13 protein-coding genes are annotated in these 17,802 nt (G+C 46.7%); 8 read left to right on the forward strand and 5 right to left on the reverse strand.

Annotation, left to right across the window (positions count from 1 at the left end):
* Positions 1-583 precede the first annotated feature (583 nt).
* Positions 584-2,527 carry an Ig-like domain-containing protein gene (locus tag ACQY6F_RS15155; protein WP_428775557.1) on the forward strand — a complete coding sequence of 648 codons (1,944 nt, stop codon included), beginning with the start codon at positions 584-586 and terminating at the stop codon, positions 2,525-2,527.
* A 65-nt stretch (positions 2,528-2,592) separates the two neighbouring features.
* Here ACQY6F_RS15155 and ACQY6F_RS15160 read toward each other — a convergent pair whose 3' ends face one another.
* Together ACQY6F_RS15160 and ACQY6F_RS15165 are read right to left on the reverse strand one after the other, a co-directional pair.
* Entirely contained in the window at positions 2,593-4,434 is a 1,842-nt protein-coding gene (locus tag ACQY6F_RS15160; protein ID WP_428775559.1) for a hypothetical protein, read from the reverse strand.
* A 453-nt stretch (positions 4,435-4,887) separates the two neighbouring features.
* The gene (locus tag ACQY6F_RS15165) at positions 4,888-5,334 is read right to left on the reverse strand and encodes a DUF4174 domain-containing protein (protein WP_428775561.1); all 447 of its coding nucleotides are present in this window, start codon (positions 5,332-5,334) and stop codon (positions 4,888-4,890) included.
* Between the two features lie 238 nt (positions 5,335-5,572).
* Between ACQY6F_RS15165 and ACQY6F_RS15170 the strand changes: the two genes are divergently transcribed.
* Positions 5,573-5,983, forward strand: coding sequence for a nitrous oxide-stimulated promoter family protein (locus ACQY6F_RS15170; RefSeq protein ID WP_428775562.1), 411 nt, complete (start codon positions 5,573-5,575; stop codon positions 5,981-5,983).
* 11 nt (positions 5,984-5,994) lie between these two features.
* Here ACQY6F_RS15170 and trxC read toward each other — a convergent pair whose 3' ends face one another.
* A complete protein-coding gene (trxC, locus tag ACQY6F_RS15175) occupies positions 5,995-6,429 on the reverse strand; it encodes a thioredoxin TrxC (protein ID WP_428775563.1) in 435 nt (144 codons plus the stop codon).
* A gap of 93 nt (positions 6,430-6,522) precedes the next feature.
* On the opposite strand from trxC, the gene ACQY6F_RS15180 reads away from it, so the two are divergent.
* The 3 genes from ACQY6F_RS15180 to ACQY6F_RS15190 all read left to right on the forward strand — a co-directional run bounded on the left by ACQY6F_RS15180 (position 6,523) and on the right by ACQY6F_RS15190 (position 11,922).
* Positions 6,523-7,608 carry a ketoacyl-ACP synthase III gene (locus ACQY6F_RS15180; RefSeq protein WP_428775577.1) on the forward strand — a complete coding sequence of 362 codons (1,086 nt, stop codon included), beginning with the start codon at positions 6,523-6,525 and terminating at the stop codon, positions 7,606-7,608.
* Positions 7,609-7,729: 121 nt separating this feature from the next.
* Positions 7,730-8,878: an exonuclease SbcCD subunit D gene (locus tag ACQY6F_RS15185; protein ID WP_428775565.1), complete on the forward strand. Its 1,149-nt coding sequence runs from the start codon at positions 7,730-7,732 to the stop codon at positions 8,876-8,878.
* Positions 8,875-11,922 (forward strand): AAA family ATPase, encoded by a 3,048-nt coding sequence (locus ACQY6F_RS15190; RefSeq protein WP_428775567.1) that lies wholly within the window; start codon positions 8,875-8,877, stop codon positions 11,920-11,922. The genes ACQY6F_RS15185 and ACQY6F_RS15190 overlap by 4 nt, the downstream gene beginning before the upstream one ends.
* A gap of 107 nt (positions 11,923-12,029) precedes the next feature.
* Here the strand turns inward: ACQY6F_RS15190 and ACQY6F_RS15195 are convergent, their stop codons facing one another.
* Entirely contained in the window at positions 12,030-13,004 is a 975-nt protein-coding gene (locus ACQY6F_RS15195) for a TDT family transporter (RefSeq protein WP_428775569.1), read from the reverse strand.
* A 642-nt stretch (positions 13,005-13,646) separates the two neighbouring features.
* Here ACQY6F_RS15195 and ACQY6F_RS15200 point away from each other — a divergent pair.
* A complete protein-coding gene (locus ACQY6F_RS15200) occupies positions 13,647-14,630 on the forward strand; it encodes a CobW family GTP-binding protein (RefSeq protein WP_428775570.1) in 984 nt (327 codons plus the stop codon).
* Between the two features lie 61 nt (positions 14,631-14,691).
* Here ACQY6F_RS15200 and ylqF read toward each other — a convergent pair whose 3' ends face one another.
* Positions 14,692-15,636 carry a ribosome biogenesis GTPase YlqF gene (ylqF, locus tag ACQY6F_RS15205; RefSeq protein WP_428775572.1) on the reverse strand — a complete coding sequence of 315 codons (945 nt, stop codon included), beginning with the start codon at positions 15,634-15,636 and terminating at the stop codon, positions 14,692-14,694.
* Between the two features lie 327 nt (positions 15,637-15,963).
* Between ylqF and ACQY6F_RS15210 the strand changes: the two genes are divergently transcribed.
* Both ACQY6F_RS15210 and nirK read left to right on the forward strand, forming a co-directional pair.
* Complete coding sequence (locus tag ACQY6F_RS15210) at positions 15,964-16,320, forward strand: YibL family ribosome-associated protein (protein ID WP_428775574.1); 357 nt, start codon at positions 15,964-15,966, stop codon at positions 16,318-16,320.
* A gap of 534 nt (positions 16,321-16,854) precedes the next feature.
* The coding region (nirK, locus tag ACQY6F_RS15215; RefSeq protein ID WP_428775575.1) for a copper-containing nitrite reductase at positions 16,855-17,802 on the forward strand (948 nt) is incomplete at its 3' end.

Below are 17,802 nucleotides of genomic sequence, written 5' to 3' on the forward strand. Positions count from 1 at the left end.
AGTATGATACAAAAGCAATGGATGACAAGTGTAATTGGTCATAAATAATATTTACATTAAGTGAGAGTTATAATTGAGACCCGTAATTTATCGCCATATACTTCACCTAATATATTGATTACAAGATAATTTGACAGTCTCCTAACCGAGCGGTTATTTGGCTGTTTGAAAAACATACATTTATTCTGTTAATATCTTTTCCGCAAAGCATAAGCAGCGATAAGCCAAAGGGATAGTGAGGGCAGTTCACTATCCCTTATGCATTTAAAGGTTAATGTTTAGTGCTACCACAGCTTAACCTCGTTGAATGTCAGAGCAATGAAAATGTTTCATGACACTTCAAACGGCCGCTTTGATTAATACGCAAGGAGATTAATAAACTCAGCTTTTGAGTAGATATAATATTTATATTTAGGCTAGGTAAATCCACATAACTATAGTGCGCAGTGGACATTTCACAATATGCACAAATCTGTAGATTAGCCGGATTGTTTTTCTCATTTCTTACTACAAATTAAAGTAACACAACGGGGTTTTTATGAACCATTTTGCGTTGGGCCTTATTGCGTCCACAGGAATTCTATTGTCTCCATTTTCTCTTGCCAATGAAGAGCCAGCCTCAATTCAGGGTACTATTTCTATAGATGTCGCAGATTTTAGCGATCACGTAAAAATGAAATATACCGTTAAAGACAATAAAGGCAAACGTACTGAAATTGCATTAGATAAGCAGCCTGCCTGGTTGGCTAATGGCCAGAAAGTGCGCGTACGTGGTCAGCACAAAAATGGTAAGTTCGTTAGCAGTGAAGGTGAGATAGATTTACTCGAATCTACAACAAGTACAACCAGTACCTCTGGCACCACCTCAACATCAGCAAATGCGGTTTCCGGTCAACGTAGTGTTCTTGCGGTTGAAGTGCATGGTCCCTTATATGATGTTGTTGCCAACACTGAAGAGCGAATCCAGGATATCCTGTTTAACCAGACCAATCAGTATTATCAAGAAGCTTCTTACGGAAAAGTAAGTATCACGGGTGACGTTGCCCAGCCAGTGGTTGTCGATTACAACACCGACTCATGCGATACCTATGACCTAACCGATAAAGTTGACCAGGCACTACGCCGTCAGGGATACGAACCGGATAACTATGACCATGTTGCGTATCTGATTCCTTACTACTCGGCGTGCCGCTGGAACGGCAAAGCAAATGTGGGTGGTCCAAGAATGTGGATTAAGCGTTTTGAAGTTAGTACCGTTAAGCACGAAATGGGACACAATTTAGGCCTGTACCATGCAAACAAAAAAGAGTGTGGCACTGCTACTACCAATAGTAGCAACTGTACAACTATAGAGTACGGTGACACCTACTCAGGCATGAGTAACTCCACTCATCCATACCATTTTAATGGCTTCCACAAAGAGCAGTTGGGTTGGCTGGATGGGCAGATCGCTACCTTGACCTCAGATGGAAGTGCCCGAATTGCGCCACTTGAAGTGAAATCAGACAGCCCTAAGGTTCTCAAAATACTGAAAAATACTGACGAAAATGGTCAGTCAGAATGGTATTACATTGAATACCGCAAAGCGTTGGGATTTGACTCTGCTCTGTCTATCAACCAAGCCCATGAACTTAGTGGCGTTCGATTAAGAGAAGGCAAAGATAATATCCGTAGTTCAAGTTACTTACTTGACCCTACACCAGAAAGTAGCAATCTAGACTGGCTGGACATCACCATTTACCCGGGGCAAAGTTACATTGATGAGCAGTACGGCGTTACTATTACTGTCACCGATTCAGATGACTCAGGTGTCACTGTAGCAGCTGCCTTTAACAACGGAAACACCGGTCGTTGTACAACGTCTGCCCCTAAACTAGCAGCGATGAGCGGTAATGCTTCTGCGATTGCAGGAGAAGAAGTGACACTTCAGTATCAGATTACCAACAATGACAGCGTGGATTGTAGTTCGGATACATTCAATCTGGCAGGTAGCGTCCCTAGTGGTTGGACGGTGGCAATGAGTGATACCCAACTTACGCTGGCACCTGGTCAAACTCAATCACTGGAACTTTATACAACGGTTGCTTCTTCACAAACGGATGGCAACTACACAGTGACTGCTAACGCACAAAGAACTAACGGCAGCGATCAGGTTTCTGTATCCAATCAGGTAGCAGTTAGCTCTGACAGTGTTGGTGGTGGTGATAAAGCACCTACCGCAGTTAACGATGCAGTTAGCATTAGCAGCAAAGACCCAGTAACGATTAATGTACTGAGCAACGATTCTGATCCGGAAGGTGCGAGCTTACAAATAGTGAGTGTGTCACAGGGATCTAAAGGTTCCGTTACCATTAATGCCGGTGGAACGGTTACTTACAGCCCGGCGAAATCGTTCAAGAGTAGCGATAGTTTTACCTATACCATTACAGATGGTACCAATAAGGCGACAGCCACGGTGTCTATTACCCTGCAAGGAAACAGCACCGGTGGTGGCGGTAACGGTGGTGGCAAAGGTAAAAACCGTTAATTACACTGTTACTATTCATCTGAAAAAAAAGGGGCCTGTAGGCCCCTTTTGATTGATCTAAAGAATTATTCTTCGCAATTTTCTCCTGTACATGGACACAGTTGACATTTCGCAGTATCGGATTCACCGATGGTGGTCAAGTCACCTAAGTCACCTCCAGGGACGATTGGCGAAGTGGCTTTCGCATTAGCGGTATTGGTCAGGCTCAGTACATCATCCATTGGGACTTCACTTGGATTGTATTCACCTTCATAGGTGTAACAGATTCCGTCACCACCAGGGACAGCTTCGACCCATTCACCCGATGTATCGTCTTGGCAGGCAAACAGGAACACACCGGTAGAAATTTCGGTGTACTGAGTACAGGTTGCATCTGCGCCACACGCATTGGCGTCATTGATATCACACCGCTGTGCGTAGTCCAGACTGAACTCGTAAGGGCTACTTGAAGGAATGGCAGGATCTTTGTTGTCTGACAATTTCACATCAAGCGGAATATCACCATCGTTACATACTTTAACACTGTAGGTTTTTTTCAGTGCTACGAGGTCGTCTTTTGCTTCGAGCAACAAGTCACAGTCTTTATTGATAGACAATAAAGGTGACAGTTCGAGTGAATCACAATCTACGACTACAGGCGCGTTAGTCGCATGCAGTAATTCGCCTCCATCCAGTTCGATAGTTGCGTCTGTGATGGTGTTACTACCACCATTCACATCCGAATCATAAGAACCTGTGAGGACTAAGTCTTCTTCTGCATCCAGATCCGACGCATCCCCGGCGAGTGTCCCCAAAGTACCCACGATACTGAATACATCAGTGACGTCACCTTGGTCGTTAGGGTTATCGACGATGGTCAGAGTTTGATCTGCAGTAAAGGCACCTACCCCTGTATTGGTTACAGTAATTTCGTAGTCAACTTTGAATGTGTTGTCAGGGTTTAGATCCACAACACTACACTCTTTAGCCACTTCGAAACTACACAGGTTGAAGTCTCTCAGCACGAAGTCTTTCAGAGTCGCAGTAAACGAACTGGATGACCGGCTTTCTGCCATAAAGCTACTGAAACAACCTGAACCACCAATTAACTGGCTAATATTAATGCCGCCTTCAAACAGCGATTCATAAGGGAATTCGTCGGCATTGTTGCTGTTTTTAGACTGGAATGGCCAGGGTGAAGGAGTGGGATCATTCGGACCATTTTCATCATTGGTAATTGCACAGGCTTCAGTACCAACCCCTGCGGGGCCACAAGTAGCGTTGGTTTTCTGTTTCAGCCGTAGGTTTTCAGCTGCACATTGCCCAACAGAAGGGTTATTGTTGGCAGCTTTGCCACAAGTAGGGTCCCATAATACGACGGATATTTCAGGGCTGGCATTAGTCCCTTGCGGGAAGTTTGTCAGTACTAAAACATCACCCGGAGTATGCAGGCCATTGAAACTACCATCACCTTCCGCTGTTACGGGATTCTTAAAGAACCAGAAACCTAAAAACGCATCCCCTTTGTTAGATATACGGTCTGCGCCAAAATAAATAATCAGGTCACCGTTAGTCGTTACCGCATCTTTATAAGCGGCTGCATAGGCGTTGGTAATCTCATCCTTGTCTGGTGAGCTACCATCTTTCCATCCCCATTTGTCGAGATCCTGGATATCTTTGCGCCCACCGGTAAATACACTGTGATCAGTACCCGATGCATCAGGTTCATCCGGCACAATACCGGTGAATTTCAGTGCGCTTCCCCCGCCATTGTAAAGGGTTTCCCAATCATCTGGCGGCGGCGCATCTGCTTCAATAGCATTACCGTCTAATTGAAACGGATCAGATAATGCTGGGCTGGCCCATAATCCTATCGTTGCGGCTACTGCCGTGAGGATAAAGGCCCTAAATTTAGTTAGTTCCATCATGTAACCTCCAAAATTACATTACGATTCAACATTCATTCGTAACGTTCCATGGCTTAATGACAGGTAAAAAGGTGTACAAAAATGACCAATGTCTGTGGAAAGACTTGGGACAGACCTGTCAATTAAGTCGTCGTCGCTTCTAATAAGCAATAATTGAACCGAAGGTTATGTTGTTGATATATATACTTAAATAGTTAAGGCTAGCGCTAGGTGTTACAATAACTGGTTTACATAGTAATAGTGACTCTTTAGATGATATGGTTATAAGTGTTGAACTGCATTGAAAACAGCATGTTATGTAAGGGCTAGGGCCAGCGTAATGAGAATGACTTTAGTTTGGTGCGTTACACCTGTAACACTTGTTACATGATTGCTGGATACTTGATTTGGTGGGTCATGCGCAATTTTGCCGAGATAGTTATCTGGTCATTAACAATACGGTATATGAGAAAATTAAGCCTTACACGGGCTCACGCGTCCTTTAGTTTCCCGTTTCCGCAGTGGCATAGCGTCTATTAAAGTAGAGAGTTCTTGCCAGTCTGTTTTTAAGTTCCAGCGCTTTTTCTCGGTGCCATCTTTACCAATCAGAATCGCGACGTGTTCTTCACTGTTTACCCGATAAACGTCAAACAGCCACTCGATATCAAAGTAGGCTTTTACCCAGGATGGAAAGGTGAAGCCGTCCTGAGTGACAACGACGGTGACGACATCACGATCGTCCAACTCGCATTGGTTGATCAGGCTCTCTTTAATAAACTGCTGTACATGTTGGTCCTTGGTGGGGGCGAAATACATCACGCTGCGATGAGACCAATCATCGGCGTACTGGGGATAAGCAGACGTACTAACGGAGTAGCTAAGCATCAGCAAAGCTATCAGGCTACGAATAAGTGTTGTCATCTGGTTCTCCCCGAAACAGTATCGCTATACGGTTTGGTACGTTAAGTTTAGTCTTTAGGTTTCAATCGGGTGACTAAAAAAACGAAACATCACTGGTTCAACTGGTATGTATATATAGAGAACAAACGGTTAGCAGAATATACTCAGATCAAGTTTTGTAGTTTGACGACTGCTACCATAGTGCAAAAGAACCAGCTCGGTGAGACAAACCACGCTGACAACATGTGTGAGTAAAAGTATGGCGAACAATCAAAGCACGATTCTGACGGGGGCGCTGCTGACGGAGTTCAAAACCGTAGTCGGTATGATGCAGATATATTGCAAGGCACATCATGATACTGCCGATTCGACGGGCAAATGGCGGGTATGTGGTGAGTGTGACGAATTGTTACGCTATGCCGAGCAGCGATTAGACAGATGCCCCTACGGACAGAAAAAACCGACCTGTAACCAATGTCCGATCCACTGTTATAAGCCAGAGCCAAAAGAGCAAATGCGACAAGTTATGCGCTATTCGGGACCGAAAATGCTCCTGCCGCATCCGATACTGGCATTACGTCACTTGATACATGAAAAACGCCCGGTACCGGAGAAACCGGCGCCAGGCGCTTCCAATCGCCATCAAAGACGAAAAGTGGCAGAGAAATAATCAATCGGAGATTATTTGGTCAGGGCACTGTTAAGCCACTGGTCAAACTGGCTTTTAGGTAACGCACCGTTGATCATGTCTACCCGTTTGCCGTTTTTGAACACCATAATAGTGGGAATGCTGCGGATCTGAAATTGAGCTGCCAGCGTTTGTTGTGCCTCAGTATCAATTTTTACGAACCTTACCTGGTTGGCACGTTCAGTCGCGACATCGAGAAAAACGGGCGCAAAGCCCACACAAGGATTACACCAGGGGGCCCAAAAATCCACCACAACCGGAAGTCCACTATTGAGGATGGCATTGAAGTTGTTGTCGGTTCCTTCCACGGGCGCGCCATCAAGCAGGGCCGCCTGACATTTGCCACATTTTGGGCTTTCAGCGGCCCGACTGGTCGGAACACGGTTAATTCCTGAGCAGGAAGGGCAACGGGTAGTAAAGGTATCCATGATATTACTCTCTTATTCGGTGACATTCTGGTGACAGCGTCAGTCTTAGCGGTATACTGTGCGCAAACAAAAAAGACAGACATAAGGTCCATGATGACACAATATTATGCCGAAATTACCGGTTGGGGAAAATGCCTGCCACCTGCCGTATTATCCAATGACGATTTAAGTACTTTTATTGACACTAACGATGAGTGGATTCGCACTCGTACCGGGATCGAGCAGCGCCGTATCAGCCATGTAAACACTTCAGACATGGCCACAGTGGCGGCCCAGCATGCCGTTGCGGCAGCTGGTCTGGAAGCTAATGATATCGATTTGATTATCGTAGCCACCTGCTCACCAGATACCCTGGTACCGAATGTAGCTTCAAAAATTGCCCAAAATATGGGAATTAAAGCCGCGACGGCGTTTGATTTGAACGCAGCCTGTACCGGTTTTCTGTATAGCCTTGAAATGGCCACTCGCCTGATTCAGTCTGGCAATTACAAAAACGCCATATTGATTGGTGTTGAACGTCTATCTTTCTATCTGGACTGGTCAAAACGCGATACCGCAGTACTGTTTGGTGACGGGGCGGGCGCTGTAGTTGTTTCCCGCACTGAAAAAGCGGTTGGTCTGCAACAAGCAAGACTGGGCTGTGATGCCGGAGGTCGCGATATTCTGGCGGTGCCTAAATTTGGTACCTCTATGGACCGATTTGCTGACGACAATGGCCTGTGGGGCTTTAATTTTGTCGGTAAAGAGATCTTTAAGCGCGCGGTACGCGGTATGGGATCTGCGGCTAAAGAAGTTCTGGAAGCCAGCCAGCTCGATACTAAGGATGTGGATGTGGTAATTCCGCACCAGGCCAATATGCGCATCATCCAGACATTGTGCGACGTTGCCGGTATCAATCAGGATAAAGCGTTTATCAATATCCACAAATATGGCAATACTTCAGCCGCAACCATTCCTATCGCGTTGTGTGAAGCGATTGAAGAAGGCCACATTCGTCCGAATGACGAAATTCTGATGGCGGCATTTGGCGCAGGTCTTACCTGGGGTGCAGGTCATATTCGTTGGGGTGAGCGGGTTACACCACTTGGTAAAAGTGATGCGAAACTGCCCGATTGCGAGCAGACAGCTCTACAGCTTCTCGATGAAGCGATTAAGTTCTGCCAGAGTAAAGCGCACTAAAACGAGTCTGACCAAAAACAGCCGCATTTCGCGGCTGTTTTCCTTTCTTACCTTTTCATTTCTAACTTAAGCTTCGCTTGTTAAGATAAGTGAATATTCTGAATTCGTAATCCAAATAATAATGAAATTTCTCCACACCTCAGATTGGCATCTCGGACGTCAGTTTCATGGCGTATCGCTTCTTGATGATCAACGTGCTGTGTTAGAGCAGTTGATTGAATACATCACGGTCAACCCGGTCGACGCCCTGCTGGTGGCCGGAGATATTTATGATCGTTCAGTGCCTCCTACGGCTGCGATTGAATTGATGGATCAGGTGGTTAACCGTATCTGCGGTGAGCTGAACACCCCGATGATCGTTATCCCTGGTAACCACGATGGCGCGCAGCGTCTGGGGTTTGCGGCGGAGCAAATGCGCGCGGCAGACCTACACATCATCAGCAATTTTGAACAAATGCTGGAGCCAGTAGTACTCAACTCTGAAGCGGCAGGAGAGGTGGCATTTTACGGCATGCCATATAATGATCCTGAGTTAGTCCGCCACACTTATGAGCAACCAATTCAGGACCACGACCAGGCGCATCAATGGTTGACTGAACAGATAAAATCACGATTTGTCGCCGGTCAGCGGCGGGTATTGCTCAGTCACTGCTTTGTCGACGGCGCTATGGAATCCGAATCTGAGCGACCTCTTTCTATAGGTGGTGCCGACCGAGTCGACCACAAACACTTTGTCGACTTTGACTATGTGGCACTCGGCCACCTACATCAACCGCAGTCGAAAGGGCAGCCTTACATCCGCTACAGCGGCTCTCTGATGAAATACAGTTTCTCAGAGCAATACCAGAAAAAAGGTGCGACGCTGGTGGAATTAAACCGCGACGGGCTTGTATCAACCGAGCATATTGATCTGACCGCCCCCCATCAAATGCGCATCATTGAAGGGGAATTAGCGCAGATCATTGCTGATGGCGCGACGGATCAGGATAACCATGACTATTTACTAGTTAGGCTACTGGATAAGCATGCGATCCTGGATCCGATGGAGAAGCTGAGGCAGGTTTACCCGAACGTGTTGCACCTGGAAAAACCCGGCATGCTGGCAGATCTCGATCAGCCAATGGCAAAAGCGCGGCTCGCCAGGGGTGAGCTGGACATGTTCAAAGATTTCTTCCTGGAAGCAAAACAAGAACCGATCACTGCCGAACAAGAGCAGGTGATAGGGGATATCCTCAAGCAGCTGAAAACTGGTAAAGGAGCCGCCCAATGAAACCAATCAAATTGACTATCCAAGCGTTTGGTCCGTTTGCTGATCGCCAGTTGATCGAATTTGATAAATTAGGCAGCGCGCCGCTGTTTCTGATTAACGGTCCGACGGGTTCGGGAAAAAGCACTATCTTGGATGCGATCTGCTTTGGCTTGTATGGCGAAACTACCGGCAGTGAGCGCACTGGCGATCAGATGCGAAGTGATTTGGCGCCTGTCGAACTGTCGACAGTTATTGAGTTTGAGTTTAGCCTGGCGGACAGAGTGTATCGAATCATCCGTAGTCCGGAGCAGTACCTGCCTAAGTTACGCGGTGAAGGGCTGACCAAAAAAGCTCATAGTTGTCAGCTGCTCGAACTGAGTGGTGCGGGGCAAGAAATACTGCTGGCCAATAAGCCCAAACCCGTCGCAGACGCTATTACCGATCTGATTGGCCTGGATGTTAAACAGTTCAGGCAGGTGATGGTTCTGCCACAGGGACGGTTCCGCGAGTTGTTAACGGCAAACTCCAAGGATCGGGAACAGATATTCGGCCAACTGTTTCAGACTCAGATCTACAACGCAATAGAGCGGGCACTGTTTGAAAAAGCAGCTGGCATCAGAAATGCCAAACAGGAGTTTGATAACCAAATCAAAGGCGCGTTAGACGTGGTTCATGTTGACTCCGAGGAACAGTTGCAGAATCAGCTTCGCGAGCTGGAACCTAAGGTTGAGCAAGCCCAAAAATTGCTGGCCCAATCACAGCAGCACTTGGATAACGCTCAAGCAGAAGAAAAATCCGCCCAGCAGTTAACCGCGCAATTTGAAAAACGCCGTCAGACACAAAAACAGATCCAGCACCTAGAATCACAAAAGCCTGAAATCGATCAGGCGAAACAGCGTTATCAGATGGCTGAAAAAGCCAACAAACTCGAGCTGCCGTACACACAATGGCAACAGGCGCAGCAACACCAAACTAACTCGCAGCAGCAGGTAGAAACGACAAATCAACATTTGAGCCAGGCCAAAAGGCAACTACAGCACGCTCAGCAAGAAAACCAGCAATTTGAGGCTCGTAGAAATCAACTGCCAAATCTGAATAAGCAGGTGTATCAACTGGAATCTTATAGAAAGCAGTTGGTTGAACTTTCCGCTTATCAGCAGCAATTGAAATTAGCTAACCAGCAACTGAACAGTGCAAAGCAACAACTAGAGCAGACAACGCACCTCAGGCTGCATCTTGAACAGCAGTTGCAGCACCAGCAACAGCAGCTTAACTCCGCGGCGCAGCAACTGGCAGAATTACCTGCTGTTAAAGCTAAGCGAGAGCAATTGCAGCATCAGCTTAAAGTTTGTCAGGAAATTGCTCAGACTGCCCACGCCAAAACGCAAATTGAAGCAAACCACAATGCCGCCCAAAGTGCATATGAGGGGGCCCGTGAGGACACGCTGAGAGCGAAGCAAAGTGCAGATCAACTTGAATTTCGTTGGCATACAACCCAAGCCGCTCAGTTGGCAAAGCAGTTGGCTGATGGAGAGGCTTGTCCGGTTTGTGGCAGTTTGGACCATCCGCATCTAGCTCAGTTTGACGGTGACGAAGTAACCAAGCAACAAGTCGATGCTGCTCGGCATGGGCAGCAAAACCTAGTTGCGATTCAGGAACAGAGGTTGCAAGAGTGGCAGTTGGCCAAAGAACAGTTAGCCCGAGTTGAGCAGGCATTACAGGGGTGGCAGGCACAGCTTAAAGACAATCAACTCAGTACAGATACTGCGGTGCTGAGCGCCGAACTTGAACAGGTGCAACAGCAACAATCGCTATTAGAAAAACTGGATCTGCAAAAGCTTCAACAGCAAGTGGAGCAATCTACCCAGCAGGCGCAGCAGGCTGCGCTTACATTGGAACAGCAGCAAAAAGGACAGCAACAGGCAGAGCTCGAGCAAAACAAACTGCAAAGCCTGGCAGCCTCTTTAGCTGGGCAGTTGCCGGAAGATTTACAGACGCTAGATGCCGTAGATCAACAACTCAGTTCGGTAAACAGTGAGATTGCGACAATTCAGCAGCGAGATGTAGAGCTAAAGCAGATCAACGATCGGATGGTTGCCCTGCATACTACTGCTGAAGCCAATGTGGTTAATGCTAATCAACAGTTGGATAAGAGCAGAACTGAGTTGTCTGACAAACAGGTTCTCTGGCAGCAGGCTTTGGCAGAAAGCGATTTTATTGGACTGGATCAGTATCATGCCGCGCGGCTGACAACAGAGCAAATGAGCCAGTTAGCTGAACAAATCCGCGAATACGAGCAACAGGCATCCAAGCTAGACGGTGCACTTGAAGCAATTAATCAGGAGTTGGCTGAACAGTGTGAGCCGGATGTTGAACAATTTAGCCAACGTCGTACTGCCGCCTGGCAAGCCTATCAACAATCGCAGGCGGATCTGTCGGCACTGAAATCACAACAGACATCATTGATTCAAGTCCAGCAGCGTCTGGAAAAACTGTACCAACAAAACCTGCAACTGGAGCAGCAATACCAGGTTGTTGGCACGCTAAGTGACATTGCTAATGGTAAAACCGGCGCTAAAGTCAGCTTGCATCGCTTTGTGCTGGGAGTGTTACTGGATGACGTACTAATCCAGGCATCCCAGAGACTGCGCATGATGAGTAAAGGCCGTTATGAGCTGCGACGCAAGGAAGAGCGGGCCAAGGGGAATGCCGGCTCTGGTTTGGACCTGGTAGTAGAAGACGGATATAGCGGCAAACTGCGCGATGTTGCCACGCTTTCTGGCGGCGAATCTTTTATGGCAGCACTGTCACTGGCATTGGGCCTGTCGGACGTCGTTCAGTCTTACAGTGGTGGAATTCGTCTGGATACACTGTTCATAGACGAAGGATTTGGCAGCCTGGATCCGGAATCGCTCGACCTGGCGATCAACATGCTGATAGAGCTGCAGCAGGGCGGTCGGACTATCGGCATTATTTCCCACGTATCTGAACTCAAAGAGCAGATGTCGTTGCGAATTGATGTGGAGCCGAGCCGAACGGGTAGTGATATCCAGTTGGTTTACTAGGGCAAAGCAGGCGCCCGAAAGGTAACCCAGACAAAATGAAAACGGCTGATCGAGTGTGAACTTTGATCAGCCGTTTATTTATGTGTCTTTGATTTAGTGCCTGACTGCTATGGATTCACAGAGCCATCGCCGGAACGGTTAAACCATTCTGGCCAATACATACGCACGTATCCTAGAGACACCCATAAAACCAGCAGTGTGGCGATCGATAGTTCAAACATGCCAAAATTATGCAGCCAATGCCACTGAGGGAAATAGTGTTCAAAATAGTGGGTGAGGCGGAACATCGCGACCGCACTGATCACTGAAGGGAAGGTGACGGCGGCAATGGAAGGTTGAAATTTAAGACGAAGTAACCGGAAATAGCAAAGATAGATTAATAGCGTCATGGTAATGGCGATACCTGCCAGTGCTCCGGTCAGAATTGGGTCGGCATGTTCAAAGTTCACCAGGTAGCTGGCCAGAGTCAGATTGATGGGCGCTGCCATGATCGCTAAAGTTGGCCTGGCATTACGCGGTAACATACCTTCGAACACCAGCCGATACAGCACCAGAGGTAACATAAAGAAGTAGATGGTGATGCAGGTGAGTACCAGTGTTTCGGAGAATAAGCGCAGACCAAACTGAGACCCGGCCAGCGAACTACTAATTAGTCCAACAGGATAGAGAAACCAACTTGGGTATATGTTGGACATCTTAAACTTAGTAATCTGGAAGTAGAAAAACAGCACCATCATAGTCAAGTGCAAACACAATGAAGCAAACCAGATGGGATAAGCGATATAGGGTGATATGACTGCCAGATAATCGCAAAGGATTAGCAGAGCCATACTCATTGGAGCCATTAGGCTTCCGCGTAGTGGATCACGAATGTCGTGAACAAAAGTAGAGTAACTGGTGAGGTATTTGAGCAGTACTGGCAACAGCAGAACGGCACCTATAAACGCCAAATAAGGGCGAAGTGGTACCCCAATATCTGGCACATATAACGCCCAGGCCTGACCCAGACCGATGATACCAAGTGCCAACGCTGCTTGTGACGGGGGAGCGTTATGATAGTGGGTTAATCTGCGCCAGTTCAATCCGTTACCTCTGGAATTGTATTGTTATTTATTGTACTGAAGCTAAGTTCAGTTACAGGAAGTTATTCTGGGTGGTCGATGATATCAAGTGACCTAACCTGGGCGCAATCACCAACTCCGGACTCTGGCTATTTTACATAATTCAAGAAGGCTAAATCAGAACTAAGGCAACTTTATCTGCAACTGGTTTGATTTTATCCTCCCTGCCGGGCTTGTGTCATCGGGGCTCACGCAGAGAGATAGCAAAAACATTGATGGTACTTTTTTGCTATAACCTTTTTAAAAGCTTGCACTTTAGCGAATTTGAACCATAGTTAGGGTGTAAGGCCATCTGAACCGACTCGCAGGGAGGACAACATTTCGCCTTACATACAATTTGGATGGATTCAAATACGTCATTTCTTATATCCTCGTATTTGATTGGGTCGCATCAATAGACCTCCCAATCCGCAAACTCACGATTGAGTAACGAGGGATAGGGCGCACTACCGCGGTGCGCCTTTTGTCTTTCTGGAACTTCTCCAACTGCCATTTCGATACTGCCATTTGTTTCACCAAGTCGTTGACTATCAGGTTACTAAAGCCACTTTTCACTACAAATAAAAGCGCGATATACTGACACAAAAATGGAGTATTAAAACTATGACGCAAAAAGTACCGACTAATATCATTACTGGTTTTCTGGGGGTAGGTAAAACCACCGCTATTTTGGATTTACTGGCTAATAAGCCGGAAGACCAAAACTGGGCGGTCCTGGTCAATGAGTTTGGTGAAATCGGTATAGACGGCGCAATGATGTCCGATCAGGGCGCGCTGATTAAACAAGTGCCCGGCGGCTGTATGTGTTGTACTGCAGGTGTGCCGATGTCAGTCGGTATCAATGCACTGTTACGGCAACAACCGGACCGTTTGTTAATAGAACCGACCGGCCTTGGCCACCCCAAACAGGTGGTTGCAACGCTGCTTTCAGAGCAATACCAAAACTATGTCGATTTAAAAGCGACCATCGCACTGGTTGACCCGAGAAACTTGCACGACGAAAAATACACTAGCAACCAGAATTTCAACGACCAACTCGACAGCGCAGATGTGGTGATTGGCAATAAAGTAGACCTTTGTAACGTTGACGATATTGATGTCTTCAACGATTGGGTGACCGATCAGACTCCCTCCAAAATTTTCAGCAAGCTGGTAAAACAGGGTAAGATCCCGCTTGAGGTGTTAGATATTGAACGGGTAAGGGGAACAGCGGCAACACATATCGATGAGCACCATCAACAGCATGCTGATTTGGAACCCGAATTCGCGCTGGCTCCTGGTCATAGCTTTGCCCGGAAAGAAAACCAGGGACAAGGTTATTTCAGCTGTGGCTGGGTATTTGGCCCAGAATATCAATTTGATTTTGATGAAATATTTTCCATGTTCAGCGCTTTGCAAGCTGAAAGGGTCAAAGCGGTGATCAATACCAATCAAGGCTGCTATGCGTTTAATGTCGCCAATGGTGTGGTATCGGTCAATGAGATGACGCTAGAAGGGTATGAAAGCCGTATTGAAGTCATCAATGGTGAGTTATTGCCATGGGATCAATTAGAAACCGTGTTGGTTAAACTAAGTCAGTTAGCTTAATTGAAAAGAAAAGGGCGGTGATATTCGCCCTTATTTCAACAGCCCTAGCAGTTTGAATAGACTAGCGTTTGTTTTTCAGATAACGCTTACGGCGCTCTTCTTTGCGCTTGGCTTTTTCTTCAGCTTTGCGCGCTTCATTTATTTCAACTTGAACCAGCTCTTCGGTGATCATTTCAGGCCGCTCCAAGGTGATTTGACCCAATACGCCACTTCTCAGCTCGTGCAACAGGATTTCAGATGCCTTATGTAGGTCGACCCGGCCACCTGCACGTAACGCGCCACGTTTTCGGCCGATCGCTTCCATTAATTCGACATCTGACTCTGGCAAATCATCCAGTTGATAGCGTTCTTTCAGTTTCTCCGGATACTGGGCTGCCAGGTATTCCACGGTATAAAAGGCGACTTCGTCATATTCCATTGCAGTATCTTTCACTGCGCCGGTTGCCGCCAGGCGAAAGCCACTATGCGGGTTTTCAACTTTTGGCCACAGTATGCCAGGAGTATCGGAGAGCACGATACCGTTTTGAAGATTAATTCTTTGCTGGCGCCGAGTGACAGCCGGTTGGTTACCGGTTTGTGCAATAGTACGACCTGCCAGGGTATTGATGATGGTGGATTTACCTACGTTTGGAATCCCCATTATCATGGTGCGAATGTTTTTACCGATTTCTTCGCGGTTTGGCGCTAATTTACGGCACAGCTCAAGGATCTTTTGAACTTCCTGACTGTTTTGGGTAGTAATGGCCATCGCTTTGACATTATTTTCTTTTTCCAGATGGTCAATCCAAAGCTGAGTCAGTTCAGGGTCAGCGAGGTCGCGTTTATTAAGCACTTTTACCACAGGCTTTTCACCGCGAAGTTGAGAAATCATTGGGTTCTCACTACTGAACGGAATCCGTGCATCCAACACTTCAATGATCACATCAACCTGAGGAATCGCCTCTTCGATCTCTTTACGTGCCTTGTGCATATGGCCAGGAAACCATTGAATACTATTGTTAACCATTTGAAATACTTGCCTTTATATTCGTCTAAATATCTATAAGTTATACAAACACTTAGAACGACACAGTTTGCTTTAAATGAGAGCTATTGTACTTGAGATTGGGAAATGTATCCATTCGCTCTAGTTGAAGTAACGAATTGGAGTTTAATACTCAGGGAGCTAATTAGAACAATCATATCAATAGATCTTGGAATCACTATGCTACGACGCTGATTAAATAGATTGAGTAAGGAAAGACTTTAGCTTCAGTATTCAATCATTCTATTAAAAAACTAATGTGGGTATATGCTATACTCCGCGCCCAGTTCCTATCTGAGAGCACATACCATGAGTGTAAAAAAAGAAATCCAGCAGCTGAATAACCGTCTGGACACCTGTCGACATAAGCTAGATGCTGCGAAATCTCGTGGTGATGGCGAGATGGTGTCCCAGTTTACCGATGAGATCGACAAGCTGACTAAGAAAGTTAATCAACTGAAGCACAAACAGCAGTACGACTTAAACAAAGAACGTAAAGCCCTTCAGGATATGCCGTTCTCTCGAGAGTTGACTAAAGCTGAGCAGGCGGATTTAGGTAAACTGAAGAAATCAGTTAAAGGCTTGGTGGTGGTCCACCCGATGACTAAAATTGGTCAGGCGTTGCGCCTGGATGTAATGACTGGCTTTGCACCGAAGAAATTCTAACGCTTTAACAGCGACCACCACGGTTACCTTTAACTTCGATTTGCTGATAAAGGCTAGCCGCTAGTTTGGCGAGTTATCAAGCTCGCCATTCGTTCCCACCACTTCTGCAACTGCAACAGAGCCACACTACCGGATGAATAGACTATTCGAATCTCTTGTTTGCACTGTTTAGTTCACACTTCTACAAACTCGTCGGTTAATCAAAGTCTGAACGAATTGTCCAATTCGGCAGGTTTAGCTGGCTTTCAATGTTTTTGTTATTTTCGCTTTTAGCAACTTGTGCAGCCCACAGGTTGCCTATTGTTCACTGCTGTTCACTTGATCTGACTTGAACAAATTTGCACCGATAAAACACCTGATTTGATTTGTCCCTAAGCTCTCGGGCATGAGCAATGCTTTTTTTCACTTGACTATTGTCAATTGCAAAGCAGACCAAAGGAATAGTCTTGTTGATAACGAAACACACAAACCCTCACCGACCCGGTGCTTACGGTGCACTTCAGCGGTGAATAAGTGCAAATAATGGAGTTATCTATGGACAAGCAACCTTCAACGAACCCTGAAACCATTAATGAACAACGTCGCAACTTTCTCGGTGGATCTGTAGGAGTAGGATTGGTCGGTGCAACGCTGGCGACAGGTTTAGTGGCCCAAAATGCTGTCGCTTCAACCGGAAACAATAAAGCCTCATCAGACCGTATGGCAAACTACACTGCCGACCAGCTTGAGCGTGTCAAACAAGAACTAGTTGCACCACCAATGGTACCTAAACATGACCAGGTAGCCGTGGGCAAACCAAAAGTAATCGAAGTGAAAATGCACATCGAAGAAAAGCAGGTTGAGCTTGAAAACGGTACTAAAGCCTGGGTCTGTGCGTTCAACGGTAGCGTACCAGGGCCGCTCATTGTTTGTCACCAGCATGATTACATCGAACTAACGCTGGTCAACCCGGCAACCAATGCCTTGGCACACAACATCGATTTACATGCCGCGACCGGTGCCTTAGGCGGCGGTGAAATGACGCTGGTATCTCCTGGTCAGGAAGTCACGTTCCGTTTCAAAGCAACAAAAGCCGGTACCTTTGTTTATCACTGTGCACCTGGTGGCATCATGATTCCATGGCACGTTGCTATGGGTATGCACGGTGCGATTATGGTACTCCCAAGAGATGGCCTGAAAGACGCCGACGGAAATCCGATTAAATACGACCGCGCTTACTACGTAGGTGAAGCTGACTTCTATGTACCTAAAGACGAAAATGGTAAATACAAGCAGTATGCAACTGTAATGGAAAGCATGCCGGAAGTGTTGGAAACAATGAAAACGCTCACTCCGTCTCACATTGTATTTAATGGTGGTGTGGGTGCGTTAACTGGCAAAAATGCCATGCCGGGAAACAATTCCGCGTACCGGGCATCCCATAGCAGGGTTGTTCCGGGGCTTAACCGGACATCTTTTCTGCGGGCATGCGCGGGAAAGGTA

The sequence above is a fragment of the Vibrio sp. genome (assembly GCF_050299255.1).
In the GTDB taxonomy this organism is placed as follows: Bacteria; Pseudomonadota; Gammaproteobacteria; order Enterobacterales; family Vibrionaceae; genus Vibrio.

Excerpts from the sequence above, each read along its gene's own strand:
- ylqF (WP_428775572.1), bottom strand. The coding sequence starts at position 15,636 with ATGGTTAACAATAGTATTCAATGGTTTCCTGGCCATATGCACAAGGCA.
- ACQY6F_RS15210 (WP_428775574.1), top strand. The coding sequence starts at position 15,964 with ATGAGTGTAAAAAAAGAAATCCAGCAGCTGAATAACCGTCTGGACACC.
- ACQY6F_RS15165 (WP_428775561.1), bottom strand. The coding sequence starts at position 5,334 with ATGACAACACTTATTCGTAGCCTGATAGCTTTGCTGATGCTTAGCTAC.
- ACQY6F_RS15170 (WP_428775562.1), top strand. The coding sequence starts at position 5,573 with ATGGCGAACAATCAAAGCACGATTCTGACGGGGGCGCTGCTGACGGAG.
- ACQY6F_RS15190 (WP_428775567.1), top strand. The coding sequence starts at position 8,875 with ATGAAACCAATCAAATTGACTATCCAAGCGTTTGGTCCGTTTGCTGAT.
- trxC (WP_428775563.1), bottom strand. The coding sequence starts at position 6,429 with ATGGATACCTTTACTACCCGTTGCCCTTCCTGCTCAGGAATTAACCGT.
- ACQY6F_RS15185 (WP_428775565.1), top strand. The coding sequence starts at position 7,730 with ATGAAATTTCTCCACACCTCAGATTGGCATCTCGGACGTCAGTTTCAT.
- ACQY6F_RS15160 (WP_428775559.1), bottom strand. The coding sequence starts at position 4,434 with ATGATGGAACTAACTAAATTTAGGGCCTTTATCCTCACGGCAGTAGCC.
- ACQY6F_RS15200 (WP_428775570.1), top strand. The coding sequence starts at position 13,647 with ATGACGCAAAAAGTACCGACTAATATCATTACTGGTTTTCTGGGGGTA.
- ACQY6F_RS15180 (WP_428775577.1), top strand. The coding sequence starts at position 6,523 with ATGACACAATATTATGCCGAAATTACCGGTTGGGGAAAATGCCTGCCA.